This window comes from Streptococcus pseudopneumoniae ATCC BAA-960 = CCUG 49455 (assembly GCF_002087075.1).
GTDB classification, from domain to species: domain Bacteria; phylum Bacillota; class Bacilli; order Lactobacillales; family Streptococcaceae; genus Streptococcus; species Streptococcus pseudopneumoniae.
The window spans coordinates 1-20,417 of the sequence record NZ_MWSM01000051.1 but is presented as its reverse complement, the minus strand read 5'-3'; the positions used below and the strand labels follow the sequence as shown (position 1 = coordinate 20,417).

General features: G+C 41.8%; 24 protein-coding genes. 22 read left to right on the top strand and 2 right to left on the bottom strand.

What is annotated here, in order from left to right; all coding sequences use genetic code 11:
* Positions 1–333: 333 nt before the first annotated feature.
* From B4W83_RS10035 to pflA, 10 genes are all read left to right on the top strand, one after another.
* A complete protein-coding gene (locus tag B4W83_RS10035; RefSeq protein WP_001227793.1) occupies positions 334–858 on the top strand; it encodes a hypothetical protein in 525 nt (174 codons plus the stop codon).
* Positions 859–913: 55 nt separating this feature from the next.
* On the top strand, positions 914–1,108 hold the full coding sequence (locus B4W83_RS13520) for a hypothetical protein (protein ID WP_226372460.1): 195 nt from the start codon (positions 914–916) through the stop codon (positions 1,106–1,108).
* Positions 1,109–1,700: 592 nt separating this feature from the next.
* Complete coding sequence (rsgA, locus tag B4W83_RS10025) at positions 1,701–2,579, top strand: ribosome small subunit-dependent GTPase A (RefSeq protein WP_001161966.1); 879 nt, start codon at positions 1,701–1,703, stop codon at positions 2,577–2,579.
* Positions 2,580–2,589: 10 nt separating this feature from the next.
* Positions 2,590–3,246: a ribulose-phosphate 3-epimerase gene (rpe, locus tag B4W83_RS10020; RefSeq protein WP_000085015.1), complete on the top strand. Its 657-nt coding sequence runs from the start codon at positions 2,590–2,592 to the stop codon at positions 3,244–3,246.
* Positions 3,209–3,871: a thiamine diphosphokinase gene (locus tag B4W83_RS10015; RefSeq protein WP_000006132.1), complete on the top strand. Its 663-nt coding sequence runs from the start codon at positions 3,209–3,211 to the stop codon at positions 3,869–3,871. The genes rpe and B4W83_RS10015 overlap by 38 nt, the downstream gene beginning before the upstream one ends.
* 1 nt (position 3,872) lies before the next feature.
* Positions 3,873–5,129: a DNA recombination protein RmuC gene (locus B4W83_RS10010; RefSeq protein ID WP_000444779.1), complete on the top strand. Its 1,257-nt coding sequence runs from the start codon at positions 3,873–3,875 to the stop codon at positions 5,127–5,129.
* Entirely contained in the window at positions 5,119–6,063 is a 945-nt protein-coding gene (locus B4W83_RS10005) for a 3'-5' exoribonuclease YhaM family protein (protein WP_000703190.1), read from the top strand. Before B4W83_RS10010 ends, B4W83_RS10005 begins: the two co-directional genes overlap by 11 nt.
* Positions 6,064–6,326: 263 nt before the next feature.
* Positions 6,327–7,154 carry a pur operon repressor gene (gene purR / locus B4W83_RS10000; RefSeq protein WP_007284882.1) on the top strand — a complete coding sequence of 276 codons (828 nt, stop codon included), beginning with the start codon at positions 6,327–6,329 and terminating at the stop codon, positions 7,152–7,154.
* 60 nt (positions 7,155–7,214) lie between these two features.
* On the top strand, positions 7,215–8,465 hold the full coding sequence (locus tag B4W83_RS09995) for a diaminopimelate decarboxylase (protein WP_000856497.1): 1,251 nt from the start codon (positions 7,215–7,217) through the stop codon (positions 8,463–8,465).
* Positions 8,466–8,590: 125 nt separating this feature from the next.
* Positions 8,591–9,385, top strand: coding sequence for a pyruvate formate-lyase-activating protein (gene pflA / locus B4W83_RS09990; protein ID WP_001288274.1), 795 nt, complete (start codon positions 8,591–8,593; stop codon positions 9,383–9,385).
* A 72-nt stretch (positions 9,386–9,457) separates the two neighbouring features.
* Here the strand turns inward: pflA and yidC are convergent, their stop codons facing one another.
* Together yidC and B4W83_RS09980 are read right to left on the bottom strand one after the other, a co-directional pair.
* On the bottom strand, positions 9,458–10,384 hold the full coding sequence (gene yidC, locus B4W83_RS09985) for a membrane protein insertase YidC (RefSeq protein ID WP_000835945.1): 927 nt from the start codon (positions 10,382–10,384) through the stop codon (positions 9,458–9,460).
* 77 nt (positions 10,385–10,461) lie between these two features.
* Positions 10,462–10,740, bottom strand: coding sequence for an acylphosphatase (locus B4W83_RS09980; protein ID WP_001174613.1), 279 nt, complete (start codon positions 10,738–10,740; stop codon positions 10,462–10,464).
* 33 nt (positions 10,741–10,773) lie between these two features.
* Here B4W83_RS09980 and B4W83_RS09975 point away from each other — a divergent pair, with 33 nt between their 5' ends.
* The 12 genes from B4W83_RS09975 (at position 10,774) to tnpB (ending at position 20,370) form a co-directional block, all read left to right on the top strand.
* A complete protein-coding gene (locus tag B4W83_RS09975) occupies positions 10,774–11,514 on the top strand; it encodes a TrmH family RNA methyltransferase (protein WP_000152690.1) in 741 nt (246 codons plus the stop codon).
* Between the two features lie 54 nt (positions 11,515–11,568).
* A complete protein-coding gene (locus B4W83_RS09970; RefSeq protein WP_001016920.1) occupies positions 11,569–12,252 on the top strand; it encodes a Bax inhibitor-1/YccA family protein in 684 nt (227 codons plus the stop codon).
* 111 nt (positions 12,253–12,363) lie between these two features.
* Positions 12,364–13,356, top strand: coding sequence for an aspartate--ammonia ligase (gene asnA / locus B4W83_RS09960; RefSeq protein ID WP_000747993.1), 993 nt, complete (start codon positions 12,364–12,366; stop codon positions 13,354–13,356).
* Between the two features lie 64 nt (positions 13,357–13,420).
* Complete coding sequence (gene rsmD / locus B4W83_RS09955) at positions 13,421–13,960, top strand: 16S rRNA (guanine(966)-N(2))-methyltransferase RsmD (RefSeq protein ID WP_000706960.1); 540 nt, start codon at positions 13,421–13,423, stop codon at positions 13,958–13,960.
* Positions 13,950–14,438 carry a pantetheine-phosphate adenylyltransferase gene (gene coaD, locus B4W83_RS09950; RefSeq protein ID WP_001280764.1) on the top strand — a complete coding sequence of 163 codons (489 nt, stop codon included), beginning with the start codon at positions 13,950–13,952 and terminating at the stop codon, positions 14,436–14,438. The genes rsmD and coaD overlap by 11 nt, the downstream gene beginning before the upstream one ends.
* Complete coding sequence (locus B4W83_RS09945) at positions 14,422–15,459, top strand: SepM family pheromone-processing serine protease (RefSeq protein WP_007284885.1); 1,038 nt, start codon at positions 14,422–14,424, stop codon at positions 15,457–15,459. Before coaD ends, B4W83_RS09945 begins: the two co-directional genes overlap by 17 nt.
* 57 nt (positions 15,460–15,516) lie before the next feature.
* The gene (locus tag B4W83_RS09940) at positions 15,517–15,747 is read left to right on the top strand and encodes a DUF1146 family protein (RefSeq protein WP_023933289.1); all 231 of its coding nucleotides are present in this window, start codon (positions 15,517–15,519) and stop codon (positions 15,745–15,747) included.
* Positions 15,748–15,770: 23 nt separating this feature from the next.
* The gene (gene murA / locus B4W83_RS09935) at positions 15,771–17,054 is read left to right on the top strand and encodes a UDP-N-acetylglucosamine 1-carboxyvinyltransferase (protein ID WP_000358021.1); all 1,284 of its coding nucleotides are present in this window, start codon (positions 15,771–15,773) and stop codon (positions 17,052–17,054) included.
* Positions 17,047–17,235 carry a DNA-directed RNA polymerase subunit beta gene (locus tag B4W83_RS09930; protein ID WP_001036519.1) on the top strand — a complete coding sequence of 63 codons (189 nt, stop codon included), beginning with the start codon at positions 17,047–17,049 and terminating at the stop codon, positions 17,233–17,235. The genes murA and B4W83_RS09930 overlap by 8 nt, the downstream gene beginning before the upstream one ends.
* A 38-nt stretch (positions 17,236–17,273) precedes the next feature.
* Positions 17,274–18,104, top strand: coding sequence for a DNA-entry nuclease EndA (endA, locus tag B4W83_RS09925; RefSeq protein WP_001036782.1), 831 nt, complete (start codon positions 17,274–17,276; stop codon positions 18,102–18,104).
* A 336-nt stretch (positions 18,105–18,440) separates the two neighbouring features.
* Complete coding sequence (locus B4W83_RS09920; RefSeq protein ID WP_000390030.1) at positions 18,441–19,772, top strand: hemolysin family protein; 1,332 nt, start codon at positions 18,441–18,443, stop codon at positions 19,770–19,772.
* Between the two features lie 247 nt (positions 19,773–20,019).
* Positions 20,020–20,370, top strand: a complete 351-nt coding sequence (gene tnpB / locus B4W83_RS09915) for an IS66 family insertion sequence element accessory protein TnpB (RefSeq protein WP_000152345.1) — start codon at positions 20,020–20,022, stop codon at positions 20,368–20,370.
* The last annotated feature ends 47 nt before the right edge of the window (positions 20,371–20,417 follow it).

The window sequence follows — 20,417 nt, the reverse complement described above, 5'->3', positions numbered from 1 at the left end:
TTGTCTACCGATTTCTGCTCCATCGATTTTTCGCTCGACATTTACGTATGAAATTTACCCTAACAATACTATTTTATCATAAAACTAGTAGAAAAAACAGTCTTGTATTTATTTATTTTTGTGATATATTAGTAGGTGAATAAGGGCATGTTCAATAGACTTAGAAAGGAGTTTTTTGTAGCAAACTATTGAAATATATGTAGCCAAGATTTGGAACAGTTACCTATAGGAGTGTGAATTGCTTTCAGATAGATATCCTATTCTGAAATATAAGGAAACGTTCATCTTATATTAGCTATTTTTACTTCTCTTGAAAATGGGAAGGAGATATTCATGAGAAAAAAATTAGTCAATAGCCTTATGTCTGCAGTGGTTCTATCAGGATTTCCTATTGCGACTTATGCAAATGAGAAGAATATTGGTCCAAATATAACGGTTTCTAATGGGCAAACTAGATTATCTATACCTGAAAAAAATGGGGTAGAAGTGATTCAGTCTGAAGAAAATCGAGTTGTATATGAGGTGAAAGAGGCAGCTAAAATAGAAACTAGCGATGGAGATATGGTGGCCCCCATTGTTGTGGATAGCCGTATTACTTCTATAAATAATCAAGTAGTACAAGGAAAAACTGTTTATACCGCTGATTTAGAGAAGGCTACTTTTGTTGAAGAGGCTTACAATAAGCTTGCTAAACCAACGAATATATTAGACCATATTTTTGGTATACAGAAAGTGCACGCTTATACTCAAAACATTACTACTCATCAAAGTCAGTTTAATAGTACTTATAGTGTGGAATTGTATACTGTTGTTCACTGGGTGAGTTATGATGGAGGTGTACAAAAAAAATATTACTAAAATAAGTGGAGGAGTTGACTTCCATGAAAGGGATATCGAAATAGAATCTTCAAGTGTGGAAGTTAGACAAGATGGTTGGTATTCATCCCAGCAAAAATGGTTTCATCCAGGTGCAAGAAGTAGTTGGGAGTATAGCACAGGTTTTTCTAAGCTTGGACCAGGTGAAAATCGGGTAGTAACTAATTATACTGTTCATTTGATTCGATATGGAGATAGATGGTCAGCTTACTTGCAAAATAATCCATGGTAGAGAATATGAAAAAAATAATTAGTCCCCTTCTTTTTTTAGTGAGCTATTGTTTACCTTTCTATAAAGTAGTTGATGTGATTGATGGAGAAACGACTGAAAGTATGATTTATGGTTTTCAATTTATGTTGCGAAATTGGTCAATCTATCTACTTTGTCTGTTCTTATTGATGATTTTTCTATGGCGAAAGCAAGGATGGGTTCTAATTGTAGCAGTATTTATGTATGTTCTTTGTTTACTATCTCTAACGACCTATGATTTCTATCAATTTCCAATCATCTATCTACCAGGCTATTTTATAGAGTCTGTCTTTCCCCACATGATGTATGGAGTTTATATTCATATTTTTTGTCTTGCTTTATTAGGTTTTTTCTATTACACACAGAAAAAGTAAAGCGAACAGGGAGTTTTAGGCTCTCTGTTCGCCTGTTTTTATATAAGGAGGTAGACTCGTTATTTTTGTATAAAACTTTGTATCTAAAGCGTGAGTGTATCTTTTTCTTTTAGAATAGACTTATCGAAATTGTAAAGAGAAGCTAAGCTAAAATAGCTTTTTTTTGTTATAATGGAACTAACAATTTTAAAGGAGTTATTTTGCAAGGACAAATCATTAAAGCCTTGGCTGGGTTCTACTATGTGGAGAGTGATGGCCAGGTTTATCAAACACGCGCGCGTGGGAATTTCCGTAAAAAAGGCCATACCCCTTATGTTGGGGACTGGGTAGATTTCTCTGCCGAGGAAAATTCAGAAGGCTATATCCTCAAAATTCACGAACGGAAAAACAGTCTGGTTCGTCCGCCTATTGTCAATATCGATCAAGCTGTAGTAATCATGTCCGTCAAGGAACCTGATTTTAACAGCAATTTGCTGGATCGTTTCTTGGTTCTTTTGGAACACAAGGGCATCCATCCCATCGTCTATATTTCCAAAATGGATTTGTTGGAAGATGGGGGAGAACTGGATTTTTATAAACAGACTTATGGTGACATCGGCTATGACTTTGTGACCAGTAAAGAGGAACTCCTGCCTTTGTTAACAGATAAGATTACAGTCTTTATGGGGCAGACAGGTGTTGGTAAGTCAACCCTTCTCAATAAAATCGCACCAGACCTCAATCTTGAAACAGGAGAAATTTCAGACAGTCTGGGTCGCGGGCGCCACACTACTCGAGCAGTTAGTTTTTACAATCTTAATGGGGGTAAAATCGCAGATACACCAGGCTTTTCATCACTGGATTATGAAGTAACAACGGCTGAAGACCTCAATCAGGCTTTCCCAGAGATTGCTACTGTTAGTCGAGACTGCAAATTCCGCACTTGTACCCATACCCATGAGCCGTCTTGTGCAGTGAAACCAGCAGTTGAAGAGGGTGTCATTGCGTCCTTTCGTTTTGACAACTACCTGCAATTCCTCAGTGAGATTGAAAATCGCAGAGAAACCTATAAAAAAGTCAGCAAAAAAATTCCAAAATAAGGAGAAACCTATGTCTCAATACAAGATTGCTCCGTCAATTCTGGCAGCAGATTATGCCAACTTTGAACGTGAAATCAAACGCCTAGAAGCAACTGGGGCAGAATATGCCCATATTGATATTATGGACGGTCACTTTGTACCACAAATCAGTTTTGGTGCGGGTGTGGTCGAATCTCTTCGCCCTCATAGCAAGATGGTTTTCGATTGCCACTTGATGGTGTCAAACCCTGAGCATCATTTAGAGGACTTTGCGCGTGCAGGTGCGGATATTATCAGTATCCATGTGGAAGCAACGCCTCATATTCATGGTGCCCTCCAAAAGATTCGTTCACTCGGTGTCAAGCCTTCAGTCGTTATCAATCCTGGTACACCAGTTGAAGCGATTAAGCATGTGCTTCATCTAGTTGACCAAGTCCTAGTCATGACAGTTAACCCTGGATTTGGTGGGCAAGCCTTTCTACCAGAGACCATGGATAAGGTCCGTGAGTTGGTTGCTCTTCGTCAGGAAAAAGGTTTGAAATTTGAGATTGAAGTGGATGGTGGGATTGATGATAAAACGATTGCTCAAGCCAAAGAAGCTGGTGCGACCGTTTTTGTAGCAGGTTCCTATGTCTTTAAGGGAGATGTCAATGAGCGAGTACAAACTCTCAGAAAACAACTGGACTAGGGTTGCCGTTTTTGCAGGCGGAGACCGTGGTCATTATCGGACGGACTTTGATGGTTTTGTTGGTGTGGATCGGGGCTCGCTATGGGTCCTGGAAGAAAACCTTCCTATTGCTCTAGCAGTCGGAGATTTTGATTCTGTGACGGAAGAAGAGCGACAGTTGATTCAAAAACGTGCCCAGCATTTTGTCCAAGCCCGACCAGAAAAAGATGATACAGATTTGGAATTGGCTCTCTTAACCATCTTTGAGCAAAATCCGCAGGCTGAGGTTACTATTTTCGGTGCTTTGGGTGGTCGTATTGATCATATGCTGGCTAATGTCTTTCTGCCCAGCAATCCCAAGTTGGCTCCCTATATGCGTCAAATAGAAATTGAAGATGGGCAAAATTTGATTGCCTATTGTCCAGAAGGGACCAGTCAGCTAGAACCTCGTTCAGACTACGACTATCTAGCCTTTATGCCGGTTCGGGATAGCCAGCTGACTATTATTGGTGCCAAGTATGAGTTGACAGAGGAAAATTTTTTCTTTAAAAAAGTGTACGCTTCTAACGAATATATAGATAGGGAAGTTTCGGTGACTTGCCCAGATGGCTATGTGGTCGTGCTGCATAGTAAGGACAGGAGGTAGGATGGAAAGTTTACTTGTTCTATTATTGATTACCAACCTAGCTGGACTCTTTCTGATTTGGCAAAGGCAGGATAAGCAGGAGAAACATCTCAGCAAGAGCTTGGAGGATCAGGCAGATAATCTTTCAGATCAGCTGGATTATCGCTTTGAGCAAGCCCGACAAGCCAGGCAGTTAGATCAAAAAGACTTGGAAGTGGCTATCAGCGATCGTTTGCAAGAAGTGCGAATCGAATTGTACCAAGGTCTGACTCAGGTCCGTCAAGAAATGACAGATAATCTCCTCCAAACCAGAGACAAGACCGACCAACGTCTCCAAGCCTTGCAGGAATCAAATGAGCAACGTTTGGAACAAATGCGCCAGACAGTCGAGGAAAAGTTAGAAAAGACCTTGCAGACACGCTTACAGGCCTCCTTTGAGACAGTTTCCAAACAACTGGAGTCTGTCAATCGTGGCCTTGGAGCAATGCAGACAGTTGCCCGTGATGTCGGCGCCCTCAACAAGGTTCTCTCTGGAACCAAGACGAGAGGGATTCTGGGAGAATTGCAACTGGGGCAAATCATCGAAGACATCATGACCCCTGCCCAGTATGAACGAGAATATGCAACGGTTGAAAACTCCAGTGAACGAGTGGAGTATGCCATTAAGTTACCTGGACAGGGTGATCAGGAATATGTATACCTACCGATTGACTCCAAGTTTCCTTTGGCTGATTATTACCGCTTGGAAGAAGCCTATGAAGCAGGTGATAGGGACGAGATTGAACGCTGTCGTAAATCGCTTTTAGCAAGCGTCAAGCGCTTTGCCAAGGATATCAAGAGCAAGTACATAGCACCGCCTCGGACGACCAATTTTGGAGTCTTGTTTGTTCCGACAGAAGGTCTCTACTCAGAAATCGTCCGCAATCCTATCTTCTTTGATGATTTGAGACGGGAAGAACAGATTATTGTTGCAGGTCCAAGTACCCTATCAGCCCTTCTTAACTCCCTATCAGTTGGATTCAAAACTCTCAATATCCAAAAGAGTGCCGACCATATCAGTAAGACTCTTGCCAGCGTCAAGACCGAGTTTGGCAAGTTTGGTGGTATTCTGGTAAAGGCACAAAAACATCTCCAACATGCCTCTGGCAATATTGATGAATTATTAAACCGTCGTACCACAGCTATCGAGCGGACGCTCCGTCACATTGAGTTGTCAGAAGGTGAGCCTGCGCTTGATCTACTCCATTTCCAAGAAAATGAGGAAGAATATGAAGATTAGTCACATGAAAAAAGATGAGCTGTTTGAAGGTTTTTACTTAATCAAATCAGCTGACCTGAGGCAAACTCGAGCTGGGAAAAACTACCTAGCCTTTACCTTCCAAGATGATAGTGGCGAGATTGAGGGGAAGCTCTGGGATGCCCAACCTCATAACATTGAGGCCTTTACCGCAGGTAGGGTTGTCTACATGAAAGGGCGCCGAGAAGTTTATAACAACACTCCACAGGTCAATCAAATCACTCTCCGCCTGCCGCAAGCTGGTGAACCCAATGACCCAGCTGATTTCAAGGTCAAGCCACCGGTTGATATCAAGGAAATTCGTGACTACATGTCGCAAATGATTTTCAAAATTGAAAATCCTGTCTGGCAACGGATTGTCCGAAATCTCTACACCAAGTATGATAAGGAATTCTACTCCTATCCAGCAGCCAAGACCAACCACCATGCCTTTGAAACAGGCTTGGCCTATCATACGGCGACCATGGTGCGCTTGGCAGATGCCATTAGCAATATTTATCCTCGGCTCAATAAGAGCCTGCTCTATGCGGGAATTATGCTGCATGACTTGGCCAAAGTTATCGAGTTGACGGGACCAGAACAGACTGAGTATACAGTGCGAGGCAATCTTCTTGGACATATCGCTCTCATTGATAGCGAAATTACCAAGACGGTTATGGAGCTCGGCATCGATGATACCAAGGAAGAAGTCGTTTTGCTTCGTCACGTCATCCTCAGTCACCACGGCTTACTTGAGTATGGAAGCCCAGTCCGTCCACGCATTATGGAAGCAGAGATTATTCATATGATTGACAATCTGGATGCCAGCATGATGATGATGTCAACAGCTCTGGCTTTGGTGGATAAAGGAGAGATGACCAATAAAATCTTCGCTATGGACAATCGTTCCTTCTATAAACCAGGTTTAGATTTATAATTTAAGAAAAATGAACATTTTTTAGAATAAGAATGTTCGTTTTTTTCTGTGAATATGGTATAATAAGTAAAAGACAAAAATGAATACTCTTCGAAAATCTCTTCAAACTAGGGTAGTATCGCCTTGTCGTATGTATATATGCAGGTATATTACAGACTTTGTCAGTTCTATCGACAATCTCAAAACAGTGTTTTGAACCACCAGTGACCAGCTTTCTAGTTTGCTTTTTGATTTTTTGAATAAAAATGGAATAGGAAATAGAAATGAAATTAAGAAGAAGTGATCGGATGGTTGTCATTTCCAACTATTTGATTAATCATCCTTATAAACTAACTAGTCTCAATACTTTTGCTGAAAAGTATGAATCTGCTAAATCATCCATCTCAGAAGATATCGTCATTATCAAACGCGCCTTTGAGGAAATCGAAATTGGTCACATCCAGACTGTGACTGGGGCTGGCGGAGGTGTTATCTTTACACCATCAATCTCAAACCATGATGCTAAGGAAATGGTTGAAGACTTGCGTGCCAAGTTGTCAGAAAGTGACCGTATCTTGCCAGGTGGCTACATCTACCTGTCTGATTTACTTAGCACACCAGCCATCTTGAAAAATATTGGTCGCATTATTGCCAAGAGCTTTATGGATCAAAAAATTGACGCGGTTATGACAGTAGCAACCAAGGGTGTGCCACTTGCAAATGCAGTTGCCAATGTCCTCAATGTCCCTTTTGTCATTGTGCGCCGTGACCTGAAAATTACCGAAGGTTCAACGGTTAGCGTCAACTATGTATCCGGTTCAAGTGGTGACCGTATCGAGAAAATGTTCCTTTCAAAACGGAGTCTCAAGGCAGGTAGCCGTGTCTTGATTGTGGATGACTTCTTGAAAGGCGGCGGAACTGTCAATGGGATGATTAGTCTCTTGCGCGAATTCGACTCAGAATTGGCAGGTGTAGCGGTCTTTGCGGACAATGCCCAAGAAGAACGTGAAAAGCAGTTTGAATACAAGTCACTCTTGAAGGTAACCAATATTGATGTCAAGAACCAAGCCATCGATGTTGAGATTGGTAATATTTTTGACACAGAAGAATAAAGGATAAAGGTTGGAACGGTTGTCCCAGCCTTTCTTTGCAAATAGAATAGAAGGAAACTTATGAAAACACCATTTATTAATAAAGAAGACTTAGAAGCGATTGTAGCCGAGTTCCCAACTCCCTTTCACTTATATGATGAGAAGGGAATTCGTGAGAAGGCAAGAGCCGTCAACCAAGCCTTTTCGTGGAACAAGGGCTTTAAGGAATATTTTGCAGTTAAGGCTACTCCAACCCCAGCTATTTTGAAAATTATCCAAGAGGAAGGCTGTGGTGTGGACTGCTCTAGTTACGTAGAGCTTTTGATGAGCCATAAACTGGATTTCCCTGGTTCTGAGATTATGTTCTCTTCAAACAATACGCCAGATAAGGAATATGCCTATGCGCGTGAATTGGGTGCGATCATTAACTTGGATGCCTTTGAAGATATTGAACATTTGGAGCGAGCAGCAGGCATTCCAGAAATCATCTCATGTCGTTATAATCCTGGAGGCGTTTTTGAACTGGGGACAGACATTATGGATAATCCTGGGGAGGCTAAGTTTGGTATGACCAAGGACCAACTCTTTGAATCCTTTGCCATCTTGAAGGAAAAAGGAGCCAAGACTTTTGGGATTCACTCCTTTCTAGCATCCAATACTGTCACCCATCTCTATTATCCAGAGTTGGCGCGTCAGCTTTTTGAATTGGCTGTTGAAATCAAGGAAAAGCTGGGTATTTCACTAGACTTTATCAATCTTTCCGGGGGTATTGGAGTCAACTATCGTCCTGAGCAGGAGCCAAATGATATCGCCTTGATTGGTGAGGGAGTTCGTAAGGTGTATGAAGAGGTTCTTACGCCAGCAGGTCTTGGTCAGGTCAAGATTTTCACCGAATTGGGTCGTTTTATGCTGGCACCTCACGGTGCTTTAGTCACAAGAGTCACTCATAAGAAGAAAACCTACCGTACCTATCTAGGTGTGGATGCATCAGCAGTCAACCTCATGCGTCCAGCTATGTACGGAGCCTATCACCATATTAGCAACATGACCCATCCAGATGGACCAGCTGAAGCGGTAGATGTGGTTGGCTCACTCTGTGAAAACAATGATAAATTTGCAGTCAATCGCGAACTGCCTCATACAGAAATCGGTGATTTGCTGGTCATTCATGATACAGGTGCCCACGGTTTTTCAATGGGCTACCAGTACAATGCCAAACTTCGTTCTGCGGAAATCCTTTATACTGAAGAAGGCAAAGCCCGTCAAATCCGCCGTGCAGAGCGCCCTGAAGACTATTTTGCAACCTTGTATGGTTTTGATTTTGAAGAATAATCTGAGAATAGATTGAAAATGAAATTGAAAAACAGATTGCTTTCTAAAAAATAGGTAAAAATCTTGTTTTTCCTTCAAGTCGTGATATAATAAAACTATAAAACGTTTTCAAGGAAGGTGACGATATGTCTGAAGAAACAATTGATTATGGACAAGTGACAGGAATGGTGCATTCGACAGAAAGTTTTGGGGCGGTAGATGGCCCTGGTATTCGCTTTATTGTCTTTTTACAGGGCTGTCACATGCGTTGCCAGTATTGCCATAACCCAGATACTTGGGCTATGGAGTCCAATAAATCACGTGAACGGACGGTAGATGATGTCTTGACAGAAGCCTTGCGCTACCGTGGTTTCTGGGGAAATAAGGGCGGGATTACAGTCAGCGGAGGAGAAGCCCTCTTGCAGATTGATTTCCTGATTGCCCTTTTCACCAAGGCTAAGGAACAAGGAATCCACTGTACCTTGGACACCTGTGCCCTTCCTTTCCGTAATAAACCACGTTACCTTGAAAAGTTTGACAAACTCATGGCTGTCACTGACTTGGTTCTCTTAGATATCAAGGAAATCAACGAAGAACAGCACAAGATTGTTACTAGCCAAACCAATAAAAATATCTTGGCCTGTGCCCAGTATCTATCAGATATTGGAAAACCTGTCTGGATTCGCCACGTGCTAGTTCCAGGATTGACAGATAGAGATGATGACTTGATTGAACTTGGTAAGTTCGTCAAGACTCTTAAAAATGTGGATAAGTTTGAAATTCTGCCTTATCACACCATGGGTGAGTTTAAATGGCGTGAATTGGGAATTCCCTATTCCCTCGAAGGGGTTAAACCACCAACAGCAGACCGCGTTAAGAACGCTAAACAACTCATGGATACCGAAAGTTACCAAGACTATACGAAACGTGTACATGGATAGAAAAGAAGCCTGATGGAAACATCGGGCTTTTGACTTGCAAAAAGACTTAGCAAATCAGCTAAGCCTTTCTTCTTATCTCGAACGTTGTTTTCCAGCGTTGCGATTTTTGTGTTTTTTCTTGCTTGTGATAGCAGTTGGTTGTTCAGGGGTAACGTCTTTTCGTCCATTTGGTGTTGAGAAAGCACTTGCTTTTGGTGGGTTCTTGGCTAGTTCTTCACGGACTTTTTTGCGAAGTTTTGGACGAACGATATAGTTGACGATAAACTGTTGGAGAATCATCATGAAACCACCGACAACCCAGTAAAGTGTAACACTGGCTGGTGAGAAGAGGGAGAAGACGACGATCATGAGTGGGCTCATGTAAATCATTTTTTTAATTTGTTCTCTTTGCATTTCATCTTCTACTCCGTGAAGTGAAAGGAGCGATTGAAGATAGTAAAGGACACCAGCGAAGGCAACCAAAATCATACTTGGAGAACCTAGAGGAATTCCTAGGTAGCTTGCTTGAGCAACACCTTCAGTATGTTGGGCAGCAAAGTAGATAGCAGAGAAGAAAGGCATTTGAAGGAGGATAGGGAAACATCCTACACCACCAAACATGCTGATGCCATGCTCTTTTTGAGCGGCAAAGAGAGCTTGTTGGGCTTCGAGTTTTTCTTCTTGAGTAGTTGCTTCTTTGAGACGAGTTTGGTGTGGCTCAAGGACGTGCTTGAGGGCATTCATCTTTTCAGAGTGAAGCGTTGCCTTCCATGATTGGTAGATACCAAGTGGCAAGATAATCAAGCGCACGATAATGGTTACGATGATGATAGCGACACCAAAGCCTAGACCTTGATCAGTAGCGAAGTACTTGATAGCTTCAGCCATAGGCGCTCCGATCGTATTCCAAATAAATCCTGTCGGCTGACCTGTGGTTTTATCGACATTGACACAGCCAGTTAAGACAAGCAACATAGCCACTCCCATAGCCGAGAATGCAAAACGTTTAATAGATTTCACTGTTTTTATTCCTTCTTTAAAAATTATACCTTTCTATTCTACTGTTTTTTTACAAAATATACAATAGTTCTGGAGACCTAATTTGCGATTTTAAAGTCAGAGTAGGGAGGAAAGTTGCTTAGTTTGACATCTAAGTAGCTTACTTTTGAAAAAGGTGTCGGTCCTTTTCGGATTTCTTGGATAAATTTTGCCATGATAGCAGATGAGTCTGCTTGGGCTAAGATTTCCACTGTGCCATCGTCGTTATTCCATACCCGACCTGTGATGCCACCGATTTCAAGGGCCAGGCTATAAACACCCCAACGAAAGCCGACTCCCTGCACCCTACCTTGGGCAATCATTCTAACCTTTTGCATACCAAACCCCTTTGATTGTGTTATAATATTTCTATGACTATTATAACCTCAAAAGCCAATTCTGTGGTAAAAAATGCTAAGAAATTACACCAAAAAAAATACCGCAAGTCTGCCTATTTGATTGAAGGCTGGCACTTGTTTGAAGAAGCTGTCCAAGCTGGAGTGACGATTGAGAAAATCTTTGCCCTAGAAAGTTACCGAAATCAGTTAGCTGCTTTTCCGCAAACTATCTGGGTGTCAGAGGATATTTTACTAGATTTGGCGGATTCTCAGACTCCACAGGGAATCGTTGCGGTGGTTCAAAAAGAAGAAGTAGGACAAGCTGACTTTAGTCAGGGCAAGTTCTTGTTTTTGGAAGATGTGCAAGATCCTGGTAATGTAGGAACCATCATTCGAACTGCGGATGCAGCAGGCTTTACAGGAGTGATTGTTTCAGATAAATCGGCAGATATCTACAGTCTCAAGACCTTACGTTCCATGCAAGGCAGTCATTTTCATCTGCCTATTTACCGGATGACTAGCCAAGCGCTCCTTAAGGAAACCAAAGAGGCAGCTATCCCTGTGCTAGCTACAACCCTATCTAAAGATTCTGTTGATTACAGAGAACTGCCTCCTATAGAAAATTTTGTACTAGTCATGGGAAATGAGGGCCAAGGAATTAGTCCCCTTATGGCTGAAAGTGCAGACCAGTTGGTCCATATTAGCATGAATGGGCAGGCGGAGAGTTTGAATGTTGCCATTGCAGCTGGTATTTTGATTTTCCATTTAAGCTAATTTTAACTTTTTTTGTTATAATCAAGGAAAGATGTTCATAGAAAAGGAGAAAAGATGAATCACACTATTATACATGACCGTGTAGGTCTCAATCAATTTTACGCTAAGGTATATGCCTTTGTTGGTCTGGGAATCGGACTATCTGCTTTGGTATCAGGCCTTATGTTGACGGTCTTTCAGTCTCAGTTGGTTTACTTTTTGATGCAGGGGCGTCTCTGGTTGACCATTGCAACCTTTGCAGAATTGGCCTTGGTTTTCGTTGCCAGTAGCATGGCTTCAAGAAATAGTCCAGCTGCTCTTCCAGTATTTTTGCTATACTCTGTTTTAAACGGTTTTACCCTTAGTTTTGTGGTAGCCTTCTATACTCCGGGTACAGTTTTATCTGCCTTTGTATCGAGCTCCCTTCTCTTCTTTGTCATGGCTGCAGTTGGTATCTTCACCAAGAAAGATTTGAGCGGTCTTGGTCGAGCTATGATGGCGGCTCTGATCGGTTTGATTATTGCTATGATAGTCAATATTTTCTTGTCTAGTGGTTTCTTTGATTATATGATTAGCGTAGCCATGGTTTTGGTTTTTTCAGGGTTGATTGCTTGGGATAACCAAAAGATTCGCCTCGCCTATGAACAATCACAAGGTCGTGTAGCGACAGGCTGGGTGGTGTCAATGGCTCTCAGCATCTATCTTGATTTTATCAATCTTTTCCTAAGTATTCTACGTATCTTTGGTCGCAATGACTAAAAGGTCTATGAAATCAGTGTTTTGAGTGACACTGATTTTTTTAAAATTTTCTCTTTTCTTTTCTTGGAAATAGGTGTATAATATGTTTATTAAATTTTTGAGGAGTTGTCTATGAAGAAAAGTTTTATCCATCAACAAGAAGAAATTTCCTTTGTCAAAAACACTTTTACCCAGTATTTGAAAGATAAGCTAGAAGTTGTCGAAGTTCAAGGTCCTATCTTGAGTAAGGTCGGTGACGGAATGCAGGACAACCTGTCTGGTGTGGAAAATCCAGTATCGGTCAAGGTTCTCCAAATCCCTGATGCTACTTATGAAGTGGTGCACTCACTTGCTAAATGGAAACGCCACACCTTGGCTCGTTTTGGCTTTGGTGAAGGAGAGGGTCTCTTTGTCCACATGAAAGCCCTTCGTCCAGATGAGGATTCCTTGGATGCAACCCACTCTGTTTATGTTGACCAGTGGGACTGGGAGAAGGTTATCCCAAATGGTAAGCGTAACATCGTTTATCTAAAAGAAACAGTTGAGAAGATTTATAAGGCTATTCGCCTGACTGAGCTAGCTGTTGAAGCTCGCTATGACATCGAGTCTATCTTGCCAAAACAAATCACCTTTATCCATACAGAAGAATTGGTAGAACGCTACCCAGACTTGACACCTAAAGAACGTGAAAATGCGATTTGTAAAGAATTTGGAGCCGTCTTTTTGATTGGTATCGGTGGCGAGTTGCCAGATGGTAAACCGCACGATGGACGTGCACCAGACTATGATGACTGGACAAGCGAGTCTGAGAATGGCTACAAGGGTCTAAATGGTGATATTCTTGTCTGGAATGAGTCTTTAGGTGGAGCCTTTGAGTTGTCTTCTATGGGAATTCGTGTAGATGAAGAAACTCTTAGACGTCAGGTGGAAATTACAGGTGATGAAGACCGCTTGGAATTGGAATGGCACAAGTCTTTGTTGAATGGCCTATTCCCATTGACAATCGGTGGAGGAATTGGACAATCTCGTATGGCCATGTTCCTACTTCGCAAGAGACACATCGGAGAAGTGCAAACAAGTGTTTGGCCTCAAGAAGTCCGCGATACTTACGAAAATATTTTGTAGAGAATCGAACCGCAAGGTTCGGTTTTCTTTCTCTTTTTGTCTATAATTTGGTATAATAAACAGTATGAAAATCGTATCAGGAATCTATGGGGGACGTCCCCTCAAGACACTAGAAGGCAAGACAACAAGACCTACTTCGGATAAGGTTAGGGGAGCCATTTTTAACATGATTGGTCCCTACTTTGAAGGGGGACGAGTCTTGGACCTTTATGCAGGTAGTGGTGGTTTATCTATCGAAGCAGTATCGCGTGGCATGTCCAGTGCTGTTTTGGTGGAGCGAGACCGTAAGGCTCAGACCATCGTGGCTGAAAATATCCAGATGACCAAGGAAGTTGGAAAATTTCAACTCCTCAAGATGGATGCAGAGAGGGCATTGGAACAGGTATCTGGGGAATTTGACCTCGTTTTCTTAGACCCTCCCTATGCCAAGGAACAAATCGTAGCAGATATTGAAAAAATGGCTGAGAGAGAGCTTTTTTCTGAAGATGTTATGGTTGTGTGCGAGACGGATAAGGCCGTTGAACTTCCAGAAGAGATTGCCTGTCTGGGTATCTGGAAGGAAAAGATTTATGGAATTAGTAAGGTGACAGTCTATGTCAGATAAGATTGGCTTATTCACAGGCTCATTTGATCCGATGACAAATGGGCATCTGGATATGATTGAACGGGCGAGCAGACTCTTTGATAAGCTCTATGTCGGTATTTTTTTTAATCCCCACAAACAAGGATTTCTTCCTATCGAAAATCGTAAACGGGGGTTAGAAAAGGCTGTGAAACATTTGGGAAATGTTAAAGTCGTGTCTTCTCATGATGAATTGGTGGTCGATGTCGCAAAAAGACTGGGGGCTACTTGCCTAGTGCGAGGCTTGAGAAATGCGTCGGATTTGCAATACGAAGCCAGTTTTGATTACTACAACCATCAGCTGTCTCCTGATATAGAGACTATTTATTTACATAGTCGACCTGAACATCTCTATATCAGTTCATCAGGCGTTAGAGAGCTTTTGAAGTTTGGTCAGGATATTGCCTGCTATGTTCCCGAGAGTATTTTGGAGGAAATAAGAAATGAAAAAAAAGATTAGATGGCCCTTATACGTCATTGCGGCCTTGATTGTGACTTTCTTGGCATTTGTAGTGCCCTTGCCTTATTATATAGAGGTTCCAGGTGGTTCGGAAGATATTCGCCAAGTCCTTAAAGTAAATGACACAGAAGATAAGGAAGCTGGTGCCTATCAATTCGTTACGGTTGGTGTTCAACATGCCACTTTAGCTCATATGATTTATGCTTGGTTGACACCTTTTACAGATATTCGTAGTGCTCAGGAGACTACAGGTGGTTCTTCCGATGTTGAATTTATGCGAATCAATCAATTCTACATGCAAACATCGCAAAATATGGCCAAGTATCAAGGACTAAAAACAGCTGGTAAGGATATCGAACTCAAGTACTTTGGCGTTTATGTTTTGAATGTGACGGATAATTCAACCTTTAAAGGGATTCTCAATATCTCTGATACGGTCACAGCAGTCAATGATCAGACCTTTGATAGTTCCAAAGACTTGATTGATTACGTCAGTTCTCAAAAATTAGGGGACTCCGTCAAGGTCACCTATGAAGAGGATGGGCAAACCAAGTCTGCAGAAGGAAAGATTATCACCTTGGAAAATGGAAAAAATGGGATTGGAATCGGCTTGATTGATCGTACAGAGGTAATCAGCAATGTCCCAATTAGCTTTTCAACAGCTGGTATTGGCGGCCCAAGTGCTGGTCTCATGTTTAGTCTAGCTATCTATACTCAAATAGCTCACCCAGATCTTCGTAATGGTCGTATTGTTGCTGGTACAGGTACCATTGACCGCGATGGGAATGTGGGGGATATTGGAGGTATTGATAAAAAAGTTGTAGCTTCGGCTAGGGCAGGTGCCGCTATTTTCTTTGCCCCTGATAATCCTGTTAGCGAAGAAGAACAAAAAGCACACCCGGATGCAAAAAACAACTACCAAACAGCCCTAGAAGCATCCAAAACAATCAAGACAGATATGAAAATCGTGCCCGTTAAAACCCTACAAGATGCAATTGATTACTTGAAAAACAATCCCTAGTTTTTAAGTGAAGTTTCCAAACTAGCGCACAAACAGAGAAGATGGTATAATAGTCAAATGGTTCAATTATTATTCACTCTAAGCAGTCACATGCTCTTTATTTATGTGAGTTTTTACCTTTTAAAGGATCTTGTTAGATGGGAAAAGGTTTTAAAAGTGACAGCTGAGAATACAAGAAAAGTTCGTTTATTAGTAGGTTTTTTCAGCATTGTAATGGGCTATATCTTGAGTTCTTTCTTTATCAGCCTGTATCATTTGTGGCAAGAAGCGCTTAGAGGATTATTATAAAATCAAGAGTAAAGGAAACGAGTATGGACAAAATTGTTGTTCAAGGTGGCGATAATCGTCTGGTAGGAAGTGTAACCATCGAAGGAGCAAAGAATGCAGTCTTGCCCTTGTTGGCAGCGACTATTCTAGCAAGTGAAGGAAAGACAGTCTTACAGAATGTACCGATCTTGTCGGATGTCTTTATTATGAATCAGGTGGTTGGTGGTTTGAATGCCAAGGTTGACTTTGATGAGGAAGCCCATCTTGTTGAGGTGGATGCTACTGGCGACATCACTGAGGAAGCCCCTTACAAGTATGTCAGCAAGATGCGCGCCTCCATCGTTGTATTAGGGCCAATCCTTGCCCGTGTGGGTCATGCCAAGGTATCCATGCCAGGTGGTTGTACCATTGGTAGCCGTCCTATTGATCTTCATTTGAAAGGTCTGGAAGCTATGGGGGTTAAGATTAGTCAGACAGCTGGTTACATCGAAGCCAAGGCAGAACGCTTGCATGGCGCTCATATCTATATGGACTTTCCAAGTGTTGGTGCAACGCAGAACTTGATGATGGCAGCGACCCTAGCTGATGGGATGACAGTGATTGAAAATGCTGCGCGTGAGCCTGAGATTGTTGACCTAGCCATTCTCCTTAATGAAATGGGAGCTAAGGTTAAGGGTGCTGGTACAGAGACCATTACCATTACCGGTGTTGAGAAACTTCATGGTACGACTCACAATGTAGTCCAAGACCGTATCGAAGCAGGAACCTTTATGGTAGCTGCTGCCATGACTGGTGGTGATGTCTTGATTAAAGATGCTGTCTGGGAGCACAACCGTCCCTTGATTGCCAAATTGCTTGAAATGGGAGTGGAAGTGACGGAGGAGACGGAAGGAATTCGCGTTCGCTCTCAACTAGAAAATCTAAAAGCTGTTCATGTGAAAACCTTGCCCCACCCAGGATTTCCAACAGATATGCAGGCTCAATTTACAGCCTTGATGACAGTCGCAAAAGGGGAATCAACTATGGTGGAGACAGTTTTCGAAAATCGTTTCCAACATCTAGAAGAAATGCGTCGCATGGGCTTGCATTCTGAGATTATCCGTGATACAGCTCGTATTGTTGGTGGTCAACCTTTGCAGGGAGCGGAAGTTCTTTCTACTGACCTTCGTGCCAGTGCAGCCTTGATTTTGACAGGTTTGGTAGCACAGGGAGAAACTGTGGTCGGTAAATTGGTTCACTTGGATAGAGGTTACTACGGTTTCCATGAGAAGTTGGCGCAGCTAGGTGCTAAGATTCAGCGGATTGAGGCAAGTGATGAAGATGAATAAGAAATCAAGCTACGTAGTCAAGCGTTTACTTTTAGTCATCATAGTACTGATTTTAGGTACTCTGGCTCTAGGAATCGGTTTAATGGTAGGTTATGGAATCTTGGGCAAGGGTCAAGATCCATGGGCTATCCTGTCTCCAGCAAAATGGCAGGAATTGATTCATAAATTTACAGGAAATTAGGCTGGAGAACCAGCCTTTTTCTAAAGATAAGGAGAAATATGAACAAAAAAACAAGACAGACACTAATCGGACTGCTAGTGTTATTGCTTTTGTCTACAGGGAGCTATTATATCAAGCAGATGCAGTCGGCACCTAATAGTCCTAAAACCAAGCTTAGTCAGAAAAAACAAGCGTCTGAAGCTCCTAGTCAAGCATTGGCAGAGAGTGTCTTAACAGACGCAGTCAAAAACCAAGTAAAAGGGAGTCTGGAGTGGAACGGATCAGGTGCTTTTATCGTCAATGGTAATAAAACAAACCTAAATGCCAAGGTTTCAAGTAAGCCCTACGCTGATAATAAAACAAAGACGGTGGGCAAGGAGACCGTACCAACCGTGGCTAATGCCCTCTTGTCTAAGGCTACTCGTCAGTACAAGAATCGTGAAGAAACTGGGAATGGTTCGACTTCATGGACTCCTCCAGGCTGGCATCAGGTCAAGAATCTAAAGGGCTCTTATACCCATGCAGTCGATAGAGGTCATCTGTTAGGCTATGCCTTAATCGGTGGTTTGGATGGTTTTGATGCCTCGACAAGCAATCCTAAAAACATTGCTGTTCAGACAGCCTGGGCAAATCAGGCGCAGGCCGAGGATTCGACTGGTCAAAACTACTATGAAAGTAAGGTGCGTAAAGCCTTGGACCAAAACAAGCGTGTCCGTTACCGTGTAACCCTTTACTACGCTTCAAACGAGGATTTAGTTCCTTCAGCTTCACAGATTGAAGCCAAGTCTTCAGACGGAGAATTGGAATTTAATGTTCTAGTTCCCAATGTTCAAAAGGGGCTTCAACTGGATTACCGAACTGGAGAAGTAACTGTAACTCATACTCAATGAAAATCAAAAAGCAAACTAGGAAGCTAGCCGCAGGTTGCTCAAAGCACAGCTTTGAGGTTGCAGATAAAGCTGACGTGGTTTGAAGAGATTTTCGAAGAGTATCAGTAAAAGATAAGATAAACTCCTATATCACTTATGGATGTAGGAGTTCTTTTTTCTAGTTTAAGTAGGGCTAGAGTAGGTACTAAGAAAAAATGGTAACTTCTAAAACTAACTTCCAGTTTTGGGAGAGAGATGGAAGTTACTTTGAGAAGTTACGCTAAGAAAAAAATAATATGTATTGGATTAAATTTTGTGATATAATAAAGGATAAGATACTATTTTAGGAGAAGAACTATGGAAGACCCAAGTAGTCAGAATTTGTTGCTACAATTTGTTTTATTGTTTATCTTGACGGTATTAAATGCCTTTTTCTCAGCCACAGAAATGGCCATGGTTTCTCTTAATCGTGCCCGAGTTGAACAAAAGGCGGAAGAAGGAGACAGACGCTACATCCGCCTGCTGAAGGTACTAGAAAATCCTAACCACTTTTTATCAACCATTCAGGTAGGAATCACCCTGATTACAATCTTATCAGGGGCGAGTTTAGCTGATACTCTAGGACGTGTGATTGCCTCTTGGCTTGGGAATAGCGAAACAGCACAAGCCGTGGCAACTTTTCTATCCTTAGCATTTTTGACCTATATTTCCATCGTTTTTGGGGAATTATATCCTAAGAGAATCGCTCTTAATCTAAAGGATGCCTTGGCCATTCGTACAGCGCCGGTTATCATTGGGATCGGAAAACTAGTCAGTCCTTTTGTTTGGCTTTTAGCTGCTTCGACCAATTTCTTGAGCCATTTGACTCCTATGTCATTCGATGATGCGGATGAAAAGATGACCCGTGATGAAATTGCCTATATGCTGACAAATAGTGAAGAAACGTTGGATGCTGATGAGATTGAGATGCTACAAGGTGTCTTTTCGCTCGATGAACTGATGGCACGAGAGGTTATGGTTCCTCGGACAGATGCTTTTATGGTGGATATTCAGGATGATAGTCAAAGCATTATCCAAAGTATTTTAAAACAAAACTTTTCCCGTATACCAGTTTACGATGGGGATAAGGACAATGTAATTGGAATCATTCACACCAAGAGTCTCCTTAAGGCTGGTTTTGTGGATGGTTTTGATAATATTGTTTGGAAGAAAATCTTACAAGATCCACTTTTTGTACCTGAAACTATTTTTGTGGATGACTTGCTAAAAGAATTGCGCAATACCCAAAGACAAATGGCAATCTTGCTGGATGAATACGGTGGTATGGCTGGTTTGGTGACTTTGGAAGACCTCTTAGAGGAAATTGTTGGTGAAATTGATGATGAAACGGACAAAGCAGCAATAGATGTTCATCAGATTGGCGAGGATACCTACATTGTTCAAGGAACGATGACCCTCAATGATTTCAATAATTACTTTGATGTTGAACTGGAAAGTGATGACGTTGATACCATTGCTGGTTACTATTTGACAGGAGTGGGGACCATTCCGACGACTGAGAAACTTAGCTATGAATTGGTCAGCCAAAACAAACAACTTATCTTAACCAATGATAAAGTGAAAAATGGACGTGTTACCAAGGTAAAAGTCCAAATTACCGAAGTTGAAATAGAAGAAGAAACAGAGTAAACTAGAGGCTTTTGTCACCAGGTGTGACGAAGCTTTTTTCAGTTGATTTCATGAGGGAATTATGTCATGGAAAGAACTTTGCCCGTAAGCGCGTCATAACAAGGTATCTATCATTCATGGAGTTCCTCCTGTATACTATTCGTAAAGTAAAACTACTGGAAGATATTTTAATGCCACAACCTATTGTTCCTGTAGAGATTCCACAATCTCGAAATGATAGAACAGCTTTTGGATAAGGTGTTGCTCCATGACAATTCATCTATCTAGCCTAGGGCAGGTCTATCTCGTATGTGGGAAAACGGATATGAGACAAGGCATTGATTCACTGGCTTATCTGGTTAAAACCCACTTTGAATTGGATCCTTTCTCCGGTCAAGTTTTTCTCTTTTGTGGTGGACGTAAAGACCGCTTTAAAGCCCTTTACTGGGATGGTCAAGGATTTTGGCTACTATATAAACGCTTTGAGAACGGTAAGTTGACTTGGCCAAGTACAGAAAAGGATGTCAAAGCTCTCACACCAGAACAAGTAGACTGGCTGATGAAGGGCTTTTCTATCACTCCCCAAATAAATTCATCAGAAAGTCGTGATTTCTATTGAAATGATGCCTTTCTTTTTAGTATAATAAAGTTAGAAAACAAGGAGGG

Bases quoted from the DNA above. Each gene is read 5' to 3' on its own strand.
- asnA (WP_000747993.1), top strand. From the start codon at position 12,364: ATGAAGAAAAGTTTTATCCATCAACAAGAAGAAATTTCCTTTGTCAAA.
- coaD (WP_001280764.1), top strand. From the start codon at position 13,950: ATGTCAGATAAGATTGGCTTATTCACAGGCTCATTTGATCCGATGACA.
- B4W83_RS09945 (WP_007284885.1), top strand. From the start codon at position 14,422: ATGAAAAAAAAGATTAGATGGCCCTTATACGTCATTGCGGCCTTGATT.
- B4W83_RS09930 (WP_001036519.1), top strand. From the start codon at position 17,047: ATGAATAAGAAATCAAGCTACGTAGTCAAGCGTTTACTTTTAGTCATC.
- rpe (WP_000085015.1), top strand. From the start codon at position 2,590: ATGTCTCAATACAAGATTGCTCCGTCAATTCTGGCAGCAGATTATGCC.
- B4W83_RS10010 (WP_000444779.1), top strand. From the start codon at position 3,873: ATGGAAAGTTTACTTGTTCTATTATTGATTACCAACCTAGCTGGACTC.
- rsmD (WP_000706960.1), top strand. From the start codon at position 13,421: ATGAAAATCGTATCAGGAATCTATGGGGGACGTCCCCTCAAGACACTA.
- B4W83_RS10015 (WP_000006132.1), top strand. From the start codon at position 3,209: ATGAGCGAGTACAAACTCTCAGAAAACAACTGGACTAGGGTTGCCGTT.
- B4W83_RS10035 (WP_001227793.1), top strand. From the start codon at position 334: ATGAGAAAAAAATTAGTCAATAGCCTTATGTCTGCAGTGGTTCTATCA.
- B4W83_RS10005 (WP_000703190.1), top strand. From the start codon at position 5,119: ATGAAGATTAGTCACATGAAAAAAGATGAGCTGTTTGAAGGTTTTTAC.
- purR (WP_007284882.1), top strand. From the start codon at position 6,327: ATGAAATTAAGAAGAAGTGATCGGATGGTTGTCATTTCCAACTATTTG.
- B4W83_RS09970 (WP_001016920.1), top strand. From the start codon at position 11,569: ATGAATCACACTATTATACATGACCGTGTAGGTCTCAATCAATTTTAC.
- B4W83_RS09980 (WP_001174613.1), bottom strand. From the start codon at position 10,740: ATGCAAAAGGTTAGAATGATTGCCCAAGGTAGGGTGCAGGGAGTCGGC.
- B4W83_RS09995 (WP_000856497.1), top strand. From the start codon at position 7,215: ATGAAAACACCATTTATTAATAAAGAAGACTTAGAAGCGATTGTAGCC.
- murA (WP_000358021.1), top strand. From the start codon at position 15,771: ATGGACAAAATTGTTGTTCAAGGTGGCGATAATCGTCTGGTAGGAAGT.
- B4W83_RS09975 (WP_000152690.1), top strand. From the start codon at position 10,774: ATGACTATTATAACCTCAAAAGCCAATTCTGTGGTAAAAAATGCTAAG.
- endA (WP_001036782.1), top strand. From the start codon at position 17,274: ATGAACAAAAAAACAAGACAGACACTAATCGGACTGCTAGTGTTATTG.
- B4W83_RS09940 (WP_023933289.1), top strand. From the start codon at position 15,517: ATGGTTCAATTATTATTCACTCTAAGCAGTCACATGCTCTTTATTTAT.
- tnpB (WP_000152345.1), top strand. From the start codon at position 20,020: ATGACAATTCATCTATCTAGCCTAGGGCAGGTCTATCTCGTATGTGGG.
- pflA (WP_001288274.1), top strand. From the start codon at position 8,591: ATGTCTGAAGAAACAATTGATTATGGACAAGTGACAGGAATGGTGCAT.
- B4W83_RS09920 (WP_000390030.1), top strand. From the start codon at position 18,441: ATGGAAGACCCAAGTAGTCAGAATTTGTTGCTACAATTTGTTTTATTG.